Below are 17,208 nucleotides of genomic sequence, written 5' to 3' on the forward strand. Positions count from 1 at the left end.
CCACCCCCCCAACCCCTCCGCCCGCCCCCCCCCCCCCTCACCCCCCGCCGCCCCGCCCCCCCGCGCGGGCCCCCCCCGCGCCCCGCCCGGGGCGGGGCCCCTTCACGTCGGATTCAGACCACCTGGTGGAGCCAGCGGACGGGCGCGCCCTCGCCCGCGTAGCGGAAGGGCTCCAGTTCGTCGTCCCAGGGTTTGCCGAGCAGCTTGGCGATCTCCGCCTCCAGGTCCGTCTCGCCGCGGCCGGACCGGGCCAGGGCCGCGCGCAGCCGGTCCTCGGGGATCAGGATGTCGCCGTGCATGCCGGTGACGGCGTGGAAGATGCCGAGGTCGGGGGTGGAGCTGTAGCGCTCGCCCTCGGCGGTCGGACAGGGTTCCGCGGTCACCTCGAAGCGCAGCAGGTGCCAGCCGCGCAGCGCGGAGGCGAGCTTCGAGGCGGTCCCCGCCTCGGCCTGCCAGGAGAACTCGGCTCTCCAGGTGCCCGGGGAGGCGGGCTGCCTGATCCAGTCGAGGTTCACCCGCACCCCGAGCACGCCCGCAACAGCCCATTCCACGTGCGGGCAGAGCGCGCGCGGTGCGGAATGCACGTACAGAACTCCACGTGTCGTCACCGGGACCTCCAGTGTGGGACGAGGTCGGGAATAAACTCCAGAAAACGGACAGTATGTGACGTGATGTAATGTAACGGAAATTATTTGACATTGCGCTACGGGACCTGCGGCCGAAACGCCACGGGAAAAAGCTACCGTGCGTCAGGGGTCATGGTGTGACGTACGGTCGCTCCGAGGGCGGCAAACACAGAGCTTTCACTCAGCAGGACCCCCCGGACGAGGCGGGGCGTCAAGGAGGGGACCATCCGATGCGCACCACCGCTCCGCGCCGCCGCGCGCACCGGACCCTCGCGGGCGCGGGAGCGGCGGCCGTCCTGCTGGCCGGGGCGCTGACGGGGTGCGGGCCGGGCGGTTCGGGCGACGAGGGCGAGCGCGGCTCGCAGGCCGCGCCCCGCTGGAACACGGCGCCGGCCTCGATCGCGGCCGTCGGCGACTCCATCACCCGTGGTTTCGACGCCTGTTCGGTCCTGGCCGACTGCCCCGAGGTCTCCTGGGCCACCGGGAGCGATCCGGCGGTCCGCTCCCTGGCGGCGCGGCTGCTCGGGGACGCCGAGGCACCGGCCCGCAGCTGGAACCTCGCGGTGACCGGCTCGCGGATGGCGGACCTGCCGGGGCAGCTGGCCCAGGCGGCCGCACACAAGCCCGACCTGGTCACGGTCATGGTGGGCTCGAACGACGCCTGCCGGCCGACGGCTTCGTCGATGACCCCGGTGGCGGAGTTCCGGTCCGGGTTCGAGGCCGCCCTCGCGGGCCTGCGGGCCTCGTCCCCGGCCACCCAGGTGTACGTCTCCAGCGTCCCGGACCTCCAGCGGTTGTGGGAGCAGGGCAAGGACGACCCCATGGTGCGCAGGGTCTGGAGCCTCGGCATCTGCCAGTCGATGCTCGCCGAGCCGCTGGCCGCGGGCCCGGGGGCGAAGACCCGGCGCGAGCAGGTGCGGGCGCGGGTGGTCGAGTACAACGAAGTGCTCCGCGAGGTGTGCGCGAAGGACGCGCTGTGCCGCTACGACGGCGGGGCGGTCTTCCAGTACCCCTTCTCGACGGACCAGTTGAGCCGCTGGGACTGGTTCCATCCGGGCAAGGACGGACAGGCGCGGCTGGCGGAACTGGCGCACCGACAGGTGACGGCGGCGCAGCCGCCACGTTGACGCGGCGGACCGGAGGCGGGTGTCAGGGCCCGCCTCCGGTCCGGTTCCAGGGGACGCGGCAGGGGTTATTTCCGGCCATTTCGTCCTTGCGGCGTGTCGTGACCCTGCGTCACGCCAGGTGGAGCGTGGCCGTCAGCCGTGTGTCGCCGTGCGCGTGGCTCGCGCGGACCTCGTAGCTGCCGCCGATCCGCCGCCAGCCGCCGGCCTCCTCGTCCCAGATCCGGAAGGCCCGGGCGGGCAGGGCGATCTCGGCCTCCACGCTCTCGCCGGGGCCCGCCTCGACGCCCGCGAAGGCGGCCAGCCAGCTGGCCGGGCGCTCCACGGCCGCGATCGGCGCGCTGTCGCAGTCCGGGGCCGCGGGGGCCAGGTAGACCTGCACGACCTCGCGGCCGGGCCGGGTGCCGGTGTTGGTGACGCGGACCCGGGCCGTGGTGGCGGTGACCTCGAGGGACTCGTACGCCCAGTCGGTGTAGCCCAGGCCGTGCCCGAAGGGGTAGGCGGGCACGACGCCGTGCTTCTCGTACGCCCGGTAGCCGATGAAGAGCCCCTCGCGGTACTCCAGGCGCCCCTCGGTGGGCACGACCTCGGTGACGGGCGCGTCGGCGAACCGCGCGGGCCAGGTGGTGGGCAGCCGCCCGCCCGGCTCCGCCTCCCCGAGGAGTACGTCGGCCAGCGCGGCCCCGCCCTCCTGCCCGGGGAACCAGGTCAGCAGCACGGCGGCGACCTCCTCGCGCCACGGCAGCTCGACCGGGGAGCCGGCGTTGACGACGACCACGGTGTTCGGGTTGGCGGCGGCGACGGCGCGCACCAGGTCGTCCTGACGGCCCGGCAGCGCGAGGTCCTTGCGGTCGAAGCCCTCGGACTCCACCCGGTCGGTGGTGGCGACCACCACGACGGCGGTGTCGGCGGCGCGGGCGGCCTCCACGGCCTCGGCGATGAGTTCCTCGGCGTCGCGCCGCGGCCCGAGGTGCAGGAGCGAGAACATGATCGCCTTGAGCGGCATCGCGCTCATGTCGGGGACCTGGAAGGTCAGCGAGACCTCGACGGGCTCGCCCTCGGCGAGGTCGATCCGGGCGCGTTCGCTGGGTGCGCCGAAGAAGGCCTCGAAGGGGTCGGCCTCGTCGCCCATCTCCTGGACGCCCTCCCAGAGGGTCCGTCCCGCGACGGCGAGGGTGAAGGCGCCCAGCCCCCGGGTCCCGAAGGTGTGCTCGCCGCTGTCGCGCGGCACGAAGGTGCCGGTGACCTCGATGGTCGCCATGGTCTCGTACGTGGCGCCCGCCGGCAGGTCGTCGCCGATCCACTGGATCTGGCCGGTCGGCAGGCTGCCCTCGCCGAGGACGGCGCCGGAGGCGTCGCGGCAGACGGCCCGCAGCTCGAAGCCCTTGTCGGCGGGCGCGGGTTCCTCGGAGGGGTCGGCGCCGACGCAGTAGGTCAGCGCGCCGTCCGGGAGGGCGGCGCCGAGGCCGTCGAGCGGGGAGACGATCCGCGCGGGGAACACGGCGGCCGAGCCGCCGCCGAGGACGCGGGCATCGCGGGCGGCGGCGCCGATGAGGGCGACGGTCCGGCCGGAGGCGGCGTCCAGGGGCAGGGCGCCGTTCTCGTTGCGCACGAGGACGAAGCCGCGGACGGCGAGCTCGCGGGCCAGCGCCTCGCCGTCCACCGGGGCGGGGGGCTCGGGGACGGCCGCGGGGGCGCCCTCCAGGATGCCGACGCGGGCGGCGAGGCGCAGCACGTTGCGCACGGCCTCGTCCACGGCGGACTCGGGCACCTCGCCGGCGCGGACGGCCTCGGCGAGGGCGGGCCCGTAGACGCTCTGCGGGCCGGGCATGGCCACGTCCAGGCCGCCCTCGATGTCCCCGGTGGTGGAGCGGGCGGCCATCCAGTCGGAAACGCATGTGCCGTCGAAGCCCCACTCGCCGCGCAGGACCTCGTTGACCAGGTACCGGTGCTCGGTCATCGTCGTGCCGTTGACCTGGTTGTAGGCGGTCATGATGCCCCAGGGGTGGGCGTTTTCGACGATGGCCTCGAAGGGGGCCAGGTACAGCTCGCGCAGCGGGCGCGGGGCTATGACGCTGTCGACGGTGAAACGCTCGGTCTCGGCGTCGTTGCCGACGAAGTGCTTGACGGTGGTGCCGACCCCGCCGTCCTGGACGCCGTTCACGTACCCGGCTCCGACGACGCCAGTGAGGTACGGGTCCTCGGAGTAGCACTCGAAGTGGCGGCCGCCGAGCGGGGAGCGGTGCAGGTTGACGGTGGGGGCGAGGAGGACGTGGACGCCCTTGCGGCGGGCCTCCTGGGCGAGGAGCCGGCCGGCGCGGCGGGCCAGGGAAGGATCCCAGGCGGCGGCGAGCGCGGTCGGGGAGGGCAATGCGACGGACGGGTCGTCGGCGGTCCACCGCACGCCGCGCACCCCGATGGGGCCGTCGGACATGACCAGGGACTTCAGCCCGATCTCGGGCACGGCGGGCAGGGACCACATGTCCTGGCCGGCCAGCAGTCGGGCCTTGGTGTCGAGGTCCAGCTTGCCGAGCGCCTCTTCTACGACGCTGGTGCGGACCTGATCGGCATCGGTCACGGCCGTGCCTCCTCATTCGAGTGCGGTGCGGTGCGGTGCCCCCATCGTGGACCTGTTGCCTGTAGAGCGGTAGGTCTCGTAATGTTTTCGTGACATTCGAATGTCGTACGGTGCGTACGGTGCTGCCGACAGACGTGGACGAAGAGGGGTGCCGGGCGATGGTCAGGGCGAGGAGCGAGGAGCGGCGCGAGGACATCGTCCGCGCGGCGGTCGAGGTGATCGCGGAGCGCGGCTACAGGGGCGCGTCGCTGGGCGCGGTCGCCGAGCGCGTCGGCCTGACCCAGCAGGGGCTGCTGCACTACTTCCCGACCAAGGAGGCCCTGCTCGTCGCGGTGCTCGAGGAACGCGACCGCTGGGACACGGGCGGCGGCTCGCGCGCCTCGGCGGGCACCTGGCGCCTGGACCTGCTGGCCTCCCTGGTGGAGTACAACGCCATGCGCCCGGGCATCGTGCAGACCTTCTCGGCGCTGCTGGGCGAGAGCGTCACCGACGGGCACCCGGCCCGGGAGTTCTTCACCGAGCGCTACGCGCAGGTGCGCGGCGAGATGGCGGCGGTCCTGCGCGCCGAGTTCGGCGAGCGCCTCCCCTCGGGCCTCACCCCGGAACAGGCCGCCCCGCTCCTGACGGCGGTCATGGACGGCCTCCAGTACCAGTGGCTCCTCGCCCCCGAATCGGTGGACATGCCCGCGGCGTTCCGCTCCTTCCTGACCCTGCTGGGGGCCCCGCGGAGCGTCGACGACAAGCACTAGGCTGGGCCCGGTGAAGATCGCCACAGCACAGCTGACCTGCATACCCGCCGATGTCCGGGCGAACGCCGCGCAGGCGGCCGCCCTCGCCGTCCGGGCCCGCGAACAGGGCGCGGCGCTGGTGGTGTTCCCCGAGCTCGCGCTCACCGGGTACGAGCTGGACGCGCTGGCCGCCGACCCCGGACTGTGGACGGCCGAGGACGATCCCCGGCTCGATCCGCTGCGCTCCGCCGGCATCGCCACCGCCGTCAACGTCGCGATCCCGGCCGGCGGGGGGCGGCCCGCCATCGCGACCCTGGTCCACGACGGGGACGGCGCGCACCTCACCACGTACGTGAAGCAGCACCTCTACGGGCACGAGCAGGACGTCTTCCGGCCCGGGGACCGCGACGGGCGGTTCGAACTCGGCGGGATCCGCTTCTCCTTGGGCATCTGCTACGACAACCACTTCCCCGAGCTGTCCGGCCGGGGCGCGGCCGACGGCTGCCGGGTGCACCTCGCCGCGTCCCTGTACGGGACGGGCGGGGGCGTCCACGAGCGCGCGAGCGTCCATCCGGGGATCGCGAAGGAGCACGGCCTGTACGTCGTCCTCGCCAACCACGTCGGCCGGTCGGGCCCGTGGACCGGCTGCGGCGGCGCGGCCGTGTGGGCCCCGGACGGCAGCCTGCTGGCGGAGGCGGACGACCGGACGCCGTCGGTGGTGTGCGCCGAGGTCGGCGCCACCACCTGACGGGCGGATCAGGCGGGTTCGGGTACCCGCGCGTAGCGGCCGGGGCTCGGGGTCTCCAGGTCCGGCGGCTGCGGCGCCACGGGCTCGCGGTCCGGCAGCAGGGCCGCCACGACGATGGCGAAGGCCGCCAGGGTGTACACGCCGGTCCACAGGACCCAGCCGCCGGGCGGGGCCCAGTGCGCGTGGGTCGCCACCCACGAGCCGCTGGTGCCGACCGTGAAGCGGCGCAGCGTCCAGTAGAAGGACGCCGCGTTGGCCAGCGCGAGGCCGGCGACGGCGAAGCCGACCAGCCGCCGCCACCGGAAGCCCCGTTCGGGGGCGCGCGTGGCACAGATCAGGACGGCCATCAGCGGCAGGCCGACGGCGAAGGGCAGCAGGTAGCGGCCCTGCCACACCATCCCGATCCGCTCCGCCTCCGAGGCCTGGGCGGCCACCGGGACCAGCACGATGGCCGCCAGCATGCCGAAGACCGCCACCACCTCGCGGGTGCGGCCGTAGACCAGCGCCAGTGCGGCGAGCGTCCCGAGCACGGCCATCCACACCACGTACATCAAGGCCGGGGCCGGGGTGTCGAGCCAGCCGAAGAACCCGAGCATCTGCCGGACGTACACCTCGGTGTTGCCCAGGGTGCGCTTGGCCGCCACGCCCGCGGTCAGCGAGTCGGGGATGCTTATCTTCGAGTTGTCCGGGTGCCGGGCCGCCCAGAACAGCGCCCCGGCCGTCGCCAGGCCCAACAAGGCCGTCCACATCCACAGGGCCTTGCGGCGCAGCACCGATCCCAGCACGCCGCGCCGCTGCGTCAGCAGCAGGCAGAAGAACACGGCCCCGGCGAACCAGATCAGTCCCAGCGGCCGGATGTTGATCAGTACCAGTCCGCCGATGCCCAGCCGGGCGAGCCGGCGGTTCAGCAGCCGCGGATCGGGCGACAGCACGATCGCCAGCAGGGCCGTCCACACCAGGATCCCGGCGGCGATCTCACCGCCGCTGGGGTTGACCATGCCCGCCATGTACAGCGTCATCGGCGTGGCCGCGGCGAGGACGCCGAGCATCGCCAGCGAGCGCCTGCGCCATTCGGCGGCCGTGACCACGGCGCTGGCCAGCAGGGCCGAGCACAGCAGCGCCGAGACGAAGCGCATGAGGTACAGGCCCTTGGGGCCGTCGACCAGCAGGCTGGGCCAGCCGGTCGCCAGGTAGTAGGCCGGGTGGTAGCGGCCGGCCGCCGTGGTGGCCTGCACGATCTTCTCGGAGCTGCCGAGCGAGGGCGCGCAGGACGCGGGCCTCGACTGGTGCCAGGAGTAGCACTCGTGCATCGTGGGCAGGTTGCGGTACCACTCCGGGAGCTGCACCCCGGCCTCGGCGAACTGTCCCTCGATGCCCGCGACCGTGTGCGGGACCATGACCTGGGTCCCGCCGATCTGGCCCCTGGCGACGGCGGCGGCACGGATGAAGTGCGCGTGCTCGTCGGGGGAGCTGCCGAGGGGGCTGGCCGCGGACCAGGAGCCCGCGAGCGCGAAGAACAGCGCGAACGCGATCAGCCAGAGCCGCTTGGGTGTTCTGGCCGACCAGTCGGCCAGCCGCGTCAGTGCGGAGATCATCGGTTCCCTCGAGTCATCGGATGAAGCTCAGCCAGCTCTGGTCGCCGTCCTTGGAGCACACCCCGCCGGGGGCGTACTTCGGGCAGCTCCCGTCCTTCTCCGTGATGGTGTGCGACACCCACGGCAGGATCCGGTAGGTGTTCTCCTTGGCCGGCATGTAGCGGTCGGACATCGAGGAGGACACGGTGCCGAGGAGCAGCAGCAGGGCGCACAGGGTTCCGATCACCGCGCCCTCGCGGGCCGGGAAACCGGTGCCCGCCGTACCGCCCGCGGAGCCGGGAGACCCGGCCGCGGCCTGCGCCTGCGGCCCGGTCTCGTTCCCGGTCCCGGCCCTGCGCGCGGCCATCCGCTGCGAGACCAGGTGGGCGACGAGCGCGCACAGCACCAGCCCGCAGTAGAGCAGCTGGTTGTTGGTGCGGGTGTAGAGCTGGACGGTCTGCGTCTCGTACATGTGCGAGGCGATGTACATGCGCATCACCCACGCGCTGATGAACATGGCGGCGATGGTGACCACCATCGGCCTGCGGATGCCCATCCAGATCGCGGCGCCGAGGCAGACGAAGGTGACCAACGCGAACAGCCCGACCCCGCCGTACTCGCCGGGCGGCGGCCATTCGCCCACCTTGCCCGGCATGTCGGTGCGCCACATGAGGTAGTACGCCGGGTCGGTGAAGTTGTCGAACCGGAAGTTGTAGTCCTTGGTGGTCTGGCCCTCGGTCAGCATGACCATCAGGTAGCGCCCGGCCACGACGAGGAAGGCCGCCAGGGTGGTGCCGAGGAAGGCCGCGCCCTTGAGCCGGCCGAGCCGGCCGGCCCGCCACGGGAAGTACAGCAGTGCGGCGAAGAACACGCCCGCCGCGCTCCACAGGAACCAGCCCGAGTACGTGAGGAAGAGCAGGCCGAGCAGCGCACCGAATCCGGCGCCCTTGACCAGGAGCGGCCGCCATCCCTGCGCGGCGCTGCGGCCGAGCGAGACCACCAGCGCCACCAGGACGGGCACGAGGAGCACGAGGACGGTCTGGCTGTACGGCTTGTACGCGTCGATCAGCGCGAAGGCCGGGGCCACGCCGAAGGCGAGCGCCCGGACCGGGCTGAGCAGCATGCGCCAGGCGAGGTAGACCAGCGGTCCGAAGGCGGCGGCCCCCAGGATCTGCAGGTCCTTGAAGGCGTAGGCGGTGTTGCCGCCGCGGAACCATTCGGCGTAGTAGCCGAGCGTGTAGAGGGGGGCCGGCGGGTAGACCGGGGAGCCGGAGGGGCGGCCGTTGGCCACCGCGTGGGCCCACTCGACGATGCGGCCGCTGTCGCCGTTGAGGCCGAACATCGGCCAGGGCGTGCCGTGGAGGGCGAGGACCGCCCCGGCGGCGACGAAGCCGCTGGCCAGACCGGCGAGGGCGGCGGAGGCGATCCGTGCGGCCAGGTCGAAGTGCCGCCCGCCCCGCAGCCGCAGGGCCAGCGCCACCGCGGCGATGAACAGCAGGCCGACGAGCGCGAACCGCAGCTGGATCGCGGCGAGGCCGCTGACCTGGGCTATCCGGTCCAAGGGGTCGAGCTTGAAGCCGCGGGCCAGCAGCGGGAGCACCAGCGCCGCGGCGAAGGCCACGACGGCTTCGGCGAGCAGGAGCGTGCCGCGGGAGCGGACCCCGCGCCGGACGGCCGGTATCGGGCGGGCGGACGCGGCCGGTCCGCCCGGGGGCAGCACGGTCGCCGTGCCCTCGGTACTGACTGTCACTGCTCTGTGTCCCTACTGCTGGTCGGTCCTCGGCCCGGCGGCCTGTCGTGCTCGGCAAGCCGCTGCCCGGGGCCGGACCCCGCGGCCGAAGCCATGGGCCGGGCGGACTCGAGGGCAGTGGGAGACAGCCTTGGCACTTGCTGCCATGCATACTACGGGCCCGGTAGGGGTAAAGGAGGGCCCGGAACCGGGGACCCGGGCCTACGCGGAATCCGCGAGCAGGTGCTTGGCACCCCACTGCCCCAGGGATTCCAGGGCCCCGTTCAGCTCCTGGCCCAGCGGGGTCAGGGAGTACTCGACCCTCGGCGGCACCTCGTCGAAGACGCGGCGGTGCACGATGCCGTCCGTCTCCAGCTCGCGCAGCTGCGCGGTGAGCACCTTCTCCGAAACGCCCGGCACGAGGCGGCGCAGCTCGCCGAAGCGGCGCGGGCACTGCTCCAGCTCCCACAGGAGCGAGACCTTCCACTTGCCGTCGATCACGGACATCGCCGCGGCGATCCCGCAGTGATCCGCACCGGGCCTCCGTGCCACCGCCATCGCGCACCCCTCCCACCTGCTCGCTCACCCCGGGGTAACCACCCACTCCAAGGTGCGTACTTGAGCGCCTCACGTCCTGCCAACAGGCTAAACGCCATGACCGACACCACACGTGGCAACGCACTCTCCCTGCTCGGCCTCGGCGACATGGGCACCGCCCTGGCCCGCACCTGGCTCGCCGCCGGGCACCGGCTCACCGTCTGGAACCGCACCGCCGCCAAGGCCGGGTCACTGGCCGACCAGGGCGCCGCGGTCGCCGCGACCCCCGCCGAGGCGGTGGCCGCGAGCGGGCTCGTCGTCGTCTGCCTGCTGGACGACCCCAGCGTCGGCTCCGCTCTGGACGGCATCGACCTGACCGGCAAGGACCTGGTCAACCTCACCACCGGCACCCCGGCCGAGGGCCGCGCGCGGGCCGCCTGGGCCCAGGAGCGCGGGGCCCGGTTCGTCGACGGCGGCATCATGGCCACCCCGACGATGATCGGGGCCCCCCAGGCCGGCGGGTACGTCTTCTACAGCGGCTCGCGCGCCCTGTTCGACACGCACCGGGCGGTCCTGGAGGTCCCGGCCGGCGCCCGCTTCGTCGGGGAGGACCCCGGCCACGCCGCGCTGCACGACGTGGCGCTGCTCAGTGCGATGTACGGCATGTTCGCCGGCATCTCGCACGCCTACGCGCTGATCGACGGCGAGGACGTCTCCCCGAAGGACCTGGCGCCGCTGCTGTCCGAGTGGCTCGGCGCGATGGGCTTCTTCGTGGGCAACGCCGCCGAGCGGCTCGCCTCGGGGGACTTCACCACCGGGGTGGTGTCCAACCTGGCCATGCAGGTCGCGAGCAGCGGCACCCTGCTGCGCACTGCCGCGGAGCAGGGGGTCAGCGCCGAGCTGATCTCCCCCTACCTGGAGCTCATGCGCCGCCGGCTGGACGCGGATCCGGCCGCGCACGGGGCCGAGGACACGGCCGGAGCGATCACCCTGCTCGGGCGCCGCTGATCACGCGCATCCGGTGGTCACGCGTACGGGGGCGGCGGCGGACCGAAGCCTCCGGCCGTGACCTCGGGCCCGGCTGCGGGCCCCGCCCCGGGCCCGGCCCCGCCGTCGGTCTGCGCACCGGGAGCCTGGTCGGCGCCCGTCAGGTCCCGCGCCATCAGCGTGGCGCCGGCCACCGCGCCCGGCATCAGGAACACGGCGACCAGCGGGATCAGGAAGGCCAGCACCAGCGGCACTCCGAAACCGAGCACCAGCATCCGCCGCGACCGCAGCAGCGCCAGCCGCTCGGGCAGGTCCACCTTCCGGCGCTGGAGGGCGACCGCGGTGAGCTCGTGGGTCAGGAAGTATCCGGAGACGCAGAAACCGAGCACCGGGACCACGGTCTGCCCGATGAGCGGGAGGAAGCCGAGGGCGAAGAGCAGGATCCCGTACAGGAGCACGCGGCCGAGCACCTTCACGCTGTCCCGGGCCGAGACCAACAGCTCCAGCCACAGCGGAAGCCCGGACTCGGGGACCTCGCCGCCCTCGCTGCGGTCGACCTGCTCCGAGAGGGACTCGTAGAAGGGCTGGCCGATCAGCAGGGTCACGGCCGTGAAGGTGATCACCGAGAGGAAGAGCCCGAGGCAGAAGACCAGCGCCGTCAGGAAGCCCCGGAAGAGCCCGGGCCAGGGCGCGGACCAGCCGTCGGCGAAGGGGGTGGCCCAGGCGGCGAGGTCGTCGGCGCCGTAGCCGAGCCCGACCAGCGCGCCGGCGTACAGGGCCAGGGACACCAGCCCGGGCAGCAGCCCGAAGCCCAGCCACCGTCCGTGCCGCAGCACCCACCGCTGTCCGGCCAGCAGATACCCGAATCCCCCCGCAAGATCACGCATGGCGCCAGTTTACGACGCAGGCCGCACCCCGGAGCGGGGTGCGGCCTGCGTAGAGCGGTGCCGGATCAGACGGCGAGCTCGACCGTGATGTTGCCGCGGGTGGCCTTGGAGTACGGGCAGACCTCGTGGGCCTTCTCGATGAGCTCCTTGGCGGTGGCGGCGTCCACGTTCGGGATCACGGCGGAGATCTTGACGATCAGGCCGAAGCCCTCGTCGTTCTTGCCGATGCCGACCTCGGCGGTGACGGTGGAGCCGGAGATGTCGGCGTTCACGTTCTTCGCGACGACACCCAGGGCGCCCTGGAAGCAGGCGCTGTAGCCGGCGGCGAACAGCTGCTCCGGGTTGGTGCCGGCGCCGCTGCCGCCGAGCTCCTTCGGCGGGTTCACGACGACGTCGAGCGAGCCGTCGTGGGTGGCGACGCGGCCGTCACGGCCGTTCTCGGCGGTGGCGACAGCGGTGTACGCGACATCGGACTGCTGGATGGACATGTAAGAAGATCCTCCTGGTAATCGTCGCGACTCGCGCCCACGGTCACAACGGTGTGCAGAGAGCCTAACCGGTGAAAGAAACGATCATCTTTCCGGTGTTCTCGCCGCGCAGCATCCCGAGGAAGGCGGACGTCGCGTTCTCGACGCCCTCCACGACCGTCTCGTCGTACCGGAGCTCACCGGAACGCAGCCATCCGGCGACGTCCTGGACGAACTGCTGCTGGAGGCCGGCGTGGTCGTTGACGAGGATGCCCTGCAGGCGCAGCCGCTTGCCGATCACCTGCATCAGGTTGCGCGGGCCGGGGGCGGCCTCGGTGTCGTTGTAGCCGGCTATCGCGCCGCACAGGGTGGCCCGGCCGTTCACGTTCATGGAGGAGATCGCGGCCTCCAGGTGGTCCCCGCCGACGTTGTCGAAGTAGACGTCGACGCCGTCGGGGGCGGACGCGGGGAGCTGCTCGGCGACGGGGGCGTTCTTGTAGTTGAAGGCGGCGTCGAAGCCGTACTTCTCCGTGAGGAGCGTCACCTTCTCGTCCGAGCCGGCGGAGCCGATCACCCGGGAGGCGCCCTTGATCTTGGCGAACTGGCCGACCAGGCTGCCGACCGCCCCGGCCGCGCCGGAGACGAAGACGGAGTCGCCCTCCTTGAAGGAGGCGACCTCGAAGAGGCCGGCGTAGGCGGTCAGGCCCGGCATGCCGAGCACGCCGAGGTAGGCGGAGAGCGGGGCGAGCGAGGCGTCCACCTTGGTGGCGAACTTCGCGTCGAGCTCCGCGTACTCGCGCCAGCCCAGGTGGTGCAGGACGTGGTCGCCCACGGCGAAGCCCTCGGCGGCGGAGGCGACGACCTCGCCGACCGCACCGCCCTGCATCGGCTCGTCGAGCTGGAAGGGCGGGATGTAGGACTTCACGTCGTTCATCCGGCCCCGCATGTACGGGTCCACCGACATGTGGAGGTTCCGCACGAGGATCCGCCCGGCGGCGGGCTCGGACGACACGGGCACCTCGCGCAGGGCGAAGTCCTCGGCGACGGGCCAGCCCTGCGGGCGACGGACGAGGTGCCACTCGCGGCTCACGGCGGGAATCTCAGACATGCGGCGCTCCTGGTAAGAACGGATTGCTTCACTAGGTGAAACAACCATGCGCCTGGATATTTCATGTTGTCAAGTAAGTGGGTACTCTGGATCCATGCCCAGTCGTCGCACAGACCCAGTGACCGTCGAGGTCGTCGAGCTCATCGGCGACGTCGTGGCCCGCTACCACATGGAGTACGAGCACGCGGCCGCCAGCCACCAGCTGACGGGCGCGCAGGCCAAGGTGCTCAACATGCTCACCCTGGAGCCGATGCCGATGCGCCGCATCGCGCAGAAGCTGCGCTGCGAGCCCTCGAACGTGACCGGCATCGTGGACCGGCTGGAGACCCGCGGCCTGGTCGAGCGCCGCCCGGACCCCGCCGACCGGCGGATCAAGCTGGCGGCCCCCACCGAGGAGGGCGTGCAGACCGCGGACCGGCTGCGCGAGTCGCTGGACTTCGCGCGCGAACCGCTGGCCGGTCTGTCGGCGGAGGAGCGGACGGCCCTGCGCGACCTGCTCAGGCGAATGCTGGGCTGAGCTCGCGGCTCAGAACCAGCCGCAGAACAACCAGCAGTCGTCGTCGGCCGGCGGCGGCTTCGGCGGAGGCGAGGTCGGCACCCCTGACGGCGTCGTCGTCGCGGCGCCGGTCGGCGTCGGCTTTACGGAGCCGCTCGGCTTTACGGAGCCCCCCGGGCCGGGGGTCGCGGACGCCGGCCCCGAGGTCGCCGGCGCGGGGGCGGACGAGGCCGGTCCCGGCTGCGCGGCGCCGTCCGTGCCCTCCGCCGCCGGGCCGCCGGACTTCGAAGCGGCCCCGGTGGCCTTCGCCGCCCCGGAGGCCTTGCCGGAGGCCACGGCCGCGGGGGCGCGCGGGGTCGAGGCGTCCGGCAGCGGCGCGGGCTGCTGGGGGCCGTCGTCGGTCAGCACCACCGTGGCGGCCCGGTCGCTGCGCTGCCCGTCGGTGGCCATCCTCGCCACCGCCAGCGTGCAGGCGGTGGCGAGCAGCAGCCCGAGCCCCATGGTCAGCACGGTCCGGCGGCGCCTGCGGTGGGTGGCGCGGCGGCGCGCCCCGGGCCGCCGCTCGTTCGGCGCGGACAGCACGACGAGCGAGTCCGCGTACACATCGGCCAGGGTGGACTGCGGCGCGGGCCCGGCCACCGCGGCAGCAGGCGCCGCGGGCGCGACGGGCGGCGCGGGCAACAGGTATTCGGCCGGGGTTCCGCACCCGGCGCACGCCAGTGCGCCGTTGAGGTGCCTCCGACAAGCGGGGCAGTAGTCCATAGGGCCCGCAGGCTACGTGGTCCGCGGCAACATCCGGATCCCGGGAACGTGAGAATCCTGTGTGGAATCGTGGAGTCCTGTGACAGCGAACCCCTCTGTGAGCCCCCGGGGGCCCTTCGGGCCGGCCGCCTTCCAACTGGTGCTGCTGCGCCGCATGGCGGACTTCCAGCCGGACCTCGCCGACGAGGCCCGCCGGCGGCTCGGCGCCTCGCTCGCGGAGCAGCGGGAGGCGAACAAGCGCTGGCAGGCCATGGTCCGCTCGCCGCGGTCCCGCGGGGCGCTGGCCCGCTACCGCTCGGTGCTCGGCCCGCCGGAGTCCGCCGAGCCCCGCAGGATCGGGGACCTGGAGTGCGAGGCGCTCCTGTGGGCGGTGCCGCTCTGGCCGGACCTGCGCTTCGAGGTGCTGGCCGCGCCGGACGGGGCGGTGTGGAACGAGTGGCTGGTACGGGCCCCCGGCGCGGCGGGACCCGTACTGGAGTCGGCGGACGACCTGCGGCCCTGGTCGGCGACGGTGGACGAGGTGGCGCGGTCCTTCGCGCCGGTACGGCCGATGGAGGGCACCGCGCCGACCCGCTGGCGCCTCGCGTTCACCGACCGGGGCAGGCCCTGCGTGGCGGAGTTCACGTACGGCCTGCTCCAGCGGGTCGCCGTCGACGAGGCCTGAGACGGTTCAGGAGGCGAGGAAGGCCCGGACGCCCGCCGAGGTCCCGTCGTCCCCCAGCAGGTCGTTGTGGCCCAGGCAGCCGACCGGCGTGTTGGCCGCCCCGGCCAGCGGGACGCTGTCGTCCGGATTGACGACCTCGTCGCAGTTCGACCAGAAGGTGGCGTACCTGACCGCGCCCGGCGTCTCGTCCCCGCCGTTCAGGTTCCTGACCACGTAGGAGCCGGGGGTCATGTCCCTGCACGCCTGGTCCCACAGGGCGCAGGCCCAGGCGGTGGAGGTGCCGCGGTTGGGCCCGGCCAGGGAGACCCACCGGTCCACGGTCGCCGCGCCGCCGCCGAACTTCACGTACCAGCGGCTCACCAGCGAGCCGAAGGAGTGCGCGACGACGTCGACCTTGGTGGCGCCGGTCCGGCGGCGGACCTCCTCGACGTACGCGCCGAGCCGCCCGGAGAGGACCTCGTTGACCGACTGGTGGGTGTCGTACCCCCAGGAGAAGAGCTCCGAGTCGGCGTACCCCGCGGCCCGCAGGTCCTCGCGCAGGCTCCCCCAGACGCCCGGATCGGCGTTGTAGCCGTGCACGAGGACCACCGGATTGCGCGGTGACGCCTGGTCAGGGGCAGGGCCCGTCCCCCGGTCGGCGGCATGGGCGGACAGGGGCGCCAGTAGCGCCAGGCAGAGTGTCAGGAGTGCCAGCAATCTCTGGCGGGCCGTCAGCATCGGGTCCCCTTTACCTTGTTACGGGCCAGTAGCGCGTGCGGTGCGCGCATGCTGCTGCCTGTCGGTACAGAAATCCACCCCCATGCAGGCGCGGAACGACCGCGCGGCACCCCCGGCCGGAGCAGCTCAACAGGCGGTAAGTCCGTAAAGCCCGAGATGATATGAAAAGCGACCGGCACCCCGCCGGTCCTCTTGCGTCAGCGCTCTCGGGAGGATCTGCCGTGACCGTCAGTCTTGAGCAGTTGCGCCGCTGCCACGTCGCCGTCGACCTGGGGGCGGCCCGGACCCGCGTATACGTCAAGGGCGCCGGCCTCGTCGTCGACGAGCCCAGCGCCGCCGCGGTGAACACCCGGACCGGCGCACTCATCGCCGTCGGGACGTTCGCCGAGCGGATGACCGGCCGCACGCCCGACTACATCCGGGTCGTGCGCCCGGTCTCCGGCGGCACCGTCGTCGACATCGAGATGGCCCAGCGGATGCTGCGCCACCTGCTCGGCGAGAAGCTGCGGCGCGCCCTGCGCCGCAAGCCCCGGCTGCGAGCCGCCGCCTGCACCCCGCACGACGCCGACCCGCTGGCCCAGCGAGCGGCCGTGGAGACGCTCGTCGGGCTGGGCGCGCGCCGCGTCGAACTGGTCGACACCCTGATCGCGGCGGCCGTCGGCTGTGGACTGCCCGTGGAACAGCCGACCGCGACGATGATCATGGTGTGCGGGGCGGCGGCGACCCAGGTGGCCGTCCTGTCCCTCGGCTCGATCGTCACCGCCGAGCGGATCCCCGTCGGCGGCGAGGCCATCGACCACGCGGTGGTCCAGCACCTGCGCCACGCGCACGAGCTGATGCTGCCCAGCCAGGCGGTCCGGCCGCTCCAGCTGGCCCTGCACGGCAACGGGATCACCGCCGGGGGACCCGCCTCCACCCTCATCCACGGCCGCGACGTGGCCACCGGACTCGCCCGTTCCGTCCAGGTGGACACCGCGGCGGTGCGGGACGCCATCCACACCCCGCTGACCGCCGTCCTCGACGGCATCGGCAAGGTCCTGCGGGACTGCCCGCCGGACCTGGTCGCGGACCTGACGGACAAGGGGATCATGATGGTGGGCGGCAGCGCCCTGCTGCCCGGCCTCGACCAGATGCTCCGCGACGCCACCGGGATGCCCGTCGCCATCGCCGAACGGCCGGACGTGTGCGCCGTACTGGGTCTCGGCGCCATGCTGGAAGGGAAGATCGCCCCCATGGTCCTCAACCCGCTGGCCGAATGACGGATCCCGAGCCGCAGCGGGCGAGCCTCCCCGTCCTGCTGGAGGCGGTGCTCAGCGTCGGCTCCGAGCTGGAGCTGCACGCGACCCTCCAGCACATCGTGGAATCGGCGGCCGAGCTCTGCGCGGCGCGCTACGGAGCGGGGGGGGGGGAGGGGCCCCCCCCCCCCCCCCCCGTGGGGCCGCCCCCCCCCCCCCGGGCCCCCCGCGCGGGGGCGGG

At 73.2% G+C, this 17,208-nt stretch carries 17 protein-coding genes; 7 read left to right on the forward strand and 10 right to left on the reverse strand.

The genetic code is table 11. From position 1 onward, the window contains the following. Nucleotides 1-113: 113 nt before the first annotated feature. Nucleotides 114-608 carry a DUF3145 domain-containing protein gene (locus AB0D44_RS32410; RefSeq protein WP_362597850.1) on the reverse strand — a complete coding sequence of 165 codons (495 nt, stop codon included), beginning with the start codon at nucleotides 606-608 and terminating at the stop codon, nucleotides 114-116. Nucleotides 609-856: 248 nt separating this feature from the next. On the opposite strand from AB0D44_RS32410, the gene AB0D44_RS32415 reads away from it, so the two are divergent. Then, a complete protein-coding gene (locus AB0D44_RS32415; RefSeq protein WP_362597853.1) occupies nucleotides 857-1,753 on the forward strand; it encodes an SGNH/GDSL hydrolase family protein in 897 nt (298 codons plus the stop codon). Nucleotides 1,754-1,862: 109 nt separating this feature from the next. Here the strand turns inward: AB0D44_RS32415 and AB0D44_RS32420 are convergent, their stop codons facing one another. Continuing rightward, nucleotides 1,863-4,328 (reverse strand): glycoside hydrolase family 3 C-terminal domain-containing protein, encoded by a 2,466-nt coding sequence (locus tag AB0D44_RS32420; RefSeq protein WP_362597856.1) that lies wholly within the window; start codon nucleotides 4,326-4,328, stop codon nucleotides 1,863-1,865. A gap of 158 nt (nucleotides 4,329-4,486) precedes the next feature. Between AB0D44_RS32420 and AB0D44_RS32425 the strand changes: the two genes are divergently transcribed. Then, nucleotides 4,487-5,077, forward strand: a complete 591-nt coding sequence (locus AB0D44_RS32425) for a TetR/AcrR family transcriptional regulator (RefSeq protein WP_362597895.1) — start codon at nucleotides 4,487-4,489, stop codon at nucleotides 5,075-5,077. 10 nt (nucleotides 5,078-5,087) lie between these two features. After that, nucleotides 5,088-5,804: a carbon-nitrogen hydrolase family protein gene (locus AB0D44_RS32430; protein ID WP_362597858.1), complete on the forward strand. Its 717-nt coding sequence runs from the start codon at nucleotides 5,088-5,090 to the stop codon at nucleotides 5,802-5,804. A gap of 8 nt (nucleotides 5,805-5,812) precedes the next feature. Here the strand turns inward: AB0D44_RS32430 and AB0D44_RS32435 are convergent, their stop codons facing one another. The 3 genes from AB0D44_RS32435 to AB0D44_RS32445 form a co-directional block, all read right to left on the reverse strand. Next, a complete protein-coding gene (locus AB0D44_RS32435; RefSeq protein ID WP_362597860.1) occupies nucleotides 5,813-7,399 on the reverse strand; it encodes a DUF2142 domain-containing protein in 1,587 nt (528 codons plus the stop codon). A gap of 13 nt (nucleotides 7,400-7,412) precedes the next feature. After that, the gene (locus tag AB0D44_RS32440; protein WP_362597863.1) at nucleotides 7,413-9,128 is read right to left on the reverse strand and encodes a hypothetical protein; all 1,716 of its coding nucleotides are present in this window, start codon (nucleotides 9,126-9,128) and stop codon (nucleotides 7,413-7,415) included. A gap of 201 nt (nucleotides 9,129-9,329) precedes the next feature. Then, nucleotides 9,330-9,614: a helix-turn-helix domain-containing protein gene (locus AB0D44_RS32445; RefSeq protein ID WP_362597866.1), complete on the reverse strand. Its 285-nt coding sequence runs from the start codon at nucleotides 9,612-9,614 to the stop codon at nucleotides 9,330-9,332. Between the two features lie 147 nt (nucleotides 9,615-9,761). On the opposite strand from AB0D44_RS32445, the gene AB0D44_RS32450 reads away from it, so the two are divergent. Further along, nucleotides 9,762-10,652 carry an NAD(P)-binding domain-containing protein gene (locus AB0D44_RS32450; RefSeq protein ID WP_362597869.1) on the forward strand — a complete coding sequence of 297 codons (891 nt, stop codon included), beginning with the start codon at nucleotides 9,762-9,764 and terminating at the stop codon, nucleotides 10,650-10,652. 17 nt (nucleotides 10,653-10,669) lie between these two features. Here AB0D44_RS32450 and AB0D44_RS32455 read toward each other — a convergent pair whose 3' ends face one another. The 3 genes from AB0D44_RS32455 to AB0D44_RS32465 form a co-directional block, all read right to left on the reverse strand. Further along, entirely contained in the window at nucleotides 10,670-11,518 is an 849-nt protein-coding gene (locus AB0D44_RS32455) for an EI24 domain-containing protein (protein ID WP_362597872.1), read from the reverse strand. Nucleotides 11,519-11,583: 65 nt separating this feature from the next. Continuing rightward, nucleotides 11,584-12,006: an organic hydroperoxide resistance protein gene (locus tag AB0D44_RS32460; RefSeq protein ID WP_362597875.1), complete on the reverse strand. Its 423-nt coding sequence runs from the start codon at nucleotides 12,004-12,006 to the stop codon at nucleotides 11,584-11,586. A gap of 64 nt (nucleotides 12,007-12,070) precedes the next feature. After that, nucleotides 12,071-13,093: an NADP-dependent oxidoreductase gene (locus AB0D44_RS32465; protein ID WP_362597878.1), complete on the reverse strand. Its 1,023-nt coding sequence runs from the start codon at nucleotides 13,091-13,093 to the stop codon at nucleotides 12,071-12,073. 94 nt (nucleotides 13,094-13,187) lie between these two features. On the opposite strand from AB0D44_RS32465, the gene AB0D44_RS32470 reads away from it, so the two are divergent. Then, nucleotides 13,188-13,610, forward strand: coding sequence for a MarR family transcriptional regulator (locus AB0D44_RS32470; protein WP_362597880.1), 423 nt, complete (start codon nucleotides 13,188-13,190; stop codon nucleotides 13,608-13,610). 9 nt (nucleotides 13,611-13,619) lie between these two features. On the opposite strand, the gene AB0D44_RS32475 is transcribed toward AB0D44_RS32470, so the two are convergent. Further along, nucleotides 13,620-14,228, reverse strand: coding sequence for a hypothetical protein (locus tag AB0D44_RS32475; RefSeq protein ID WP_362597883.1), 609 nt, complete (start codon nucleotides 14,226-14,228; stop codon nucleotides 13,620-13,622). Between the two features lie 220 nt (nucleotides 14,229-14,448). Here AB0D44_RS32475 and AB0D44_RS32480 point away from each other — a divergent pair, with 220 nt between their 5' ends. Continuing rightward, the gene (locus tag AB0D44_RS32480; RefSeq protein ID WP_362597886.1) at nucleotides 14,449-15,015 is read left to right on the forward strand and encodes a hypothetical protein; all 567 of its coding nucleotides are present in this window, start codon (nucleotides 14,449-14,451) and stop codon (nucleotides 15,013-15,015) included. Nucleotides 15,016-15,021: 6 nt separating this feature from the next. Here AB0D44_RS32480 and AB0D44_RS32485 read toward each other — a convergent pair whose 3' ends face one another. Next, the gene (locus AB0D44_RS32485; RefSeq protein WP_362597889.1) at nucleotides 15,022-15,732 is read right to left on the reverse strand and encodes a triacylglycerol lipase; all 711 of its coding nucleotides are present in this window, start codon (nucleotides 15,730-15,732) and stop codon (nucleotides 15,022-15,024) included. A gap of 221 nt (nucleotides 15,733-15,953) precedes the next feature. Between AB0D44_RS32485 and AB0D44_RS32490 the strand changes: the two genes are divergently transcribed. After that, nucleotides 15,954-16,991, forward strand: coding sequence for a rod shape-determining protein (locus AB0D44_RS32490; RefSeq protein WP_362597892.1), 1,038 nt, complete (start codon nucleotides 15,954-15,956; stop codon nucleotides 16,989-16,991). The last annotated feature ends 217 nt before the right edge of the window (nucleotides 16,992-17,208 follow it).

It is taken from the genome of Streptomyces sp. NPDC048349 (genome assembly GCF_040651925.1).
Lineage (GTDB): Bacteria > Actinomycetota > Actinomycetes > Streptomycetales > Streptomycetaceae > Streptomyces.

Excerpts from the sequence above, each read along its gene's own strand:
- AB0D44_RS32415 (WP_362597853.1), top strand. The coding sequence starts at position 857 with ATGCGCACCACCGCTCCGCGCCGCCGCGCGCACCGGACCCTCGCGGGC.
- AB0D44_RS32425 (WP_362597895.1), top strand. The coding sequence starts at position 4,487 with ATGGTCAGGGCGAGGAGCGAGGAGCGGCGCGAGGACATCGTCCGCGCG.
- AB0D44_RS32435 (WP_362597860.1), bottom strand. The coding sequence starts at position 7,399 with ATGATCTCCGCACTGACGCGGCTGGCCGACTGGTCGGCCAGAACACCC.
- AB0D44_RS32445 (WP_362597866.1), bottom strand. The coding sequence starts at position 9,614 with ATGTCCGTGATCGACGGCAAGTGGAAGGTCTCGCTCCTGTGGGAGCTG.
- AB0D44_RS32450 (WP_362597869.1), top strand. The coding sequence starts at position 9,762 with ATGACCGACACCACACGTGGCAACGCACTCTCCCTGCTCGGCCTCGGC.
- AB0D44_RS32455 (WP_362597872.1), bottom strand. The coding sequence starts at position 11,518 with ATGCGTGATCTTGCGGGGGGATTCGGGTATCTGCTGGCCGGACAGCGG.
- AB0D44_RS32460 (WP_362597875.1), bottom strand. The coding sequence starts at position 12,006 with ATGTCCATCCAGCAGTCCGATGTCGCGTACACCGCTGTCGCCACCGCC.
- AB0D44_RS32465 (WP_362597878.1), bottom strand. The coding sequence starts at position 13,093 with ATGTCTGAGATTCCCGCCGTGAGCCGCGAGTGGCACCTCGTCCGTCGC.
- AB0D44_RS32470 (WP_362597880.1), top strand. The coding sequence starts at position 13,188 with ATGCCCAGTCGTCGCACAGACCCAGTGACCGTCGAGGTCGTCGAGCTC.
- AB0D44_RS32485 (WP_362597889.1), bottom strand. The coding sequence starts at position 15,732 with ATGCTGACGGCCCGCCAGAGATTGCTGGCACTCCTGACACTCTGCCTG.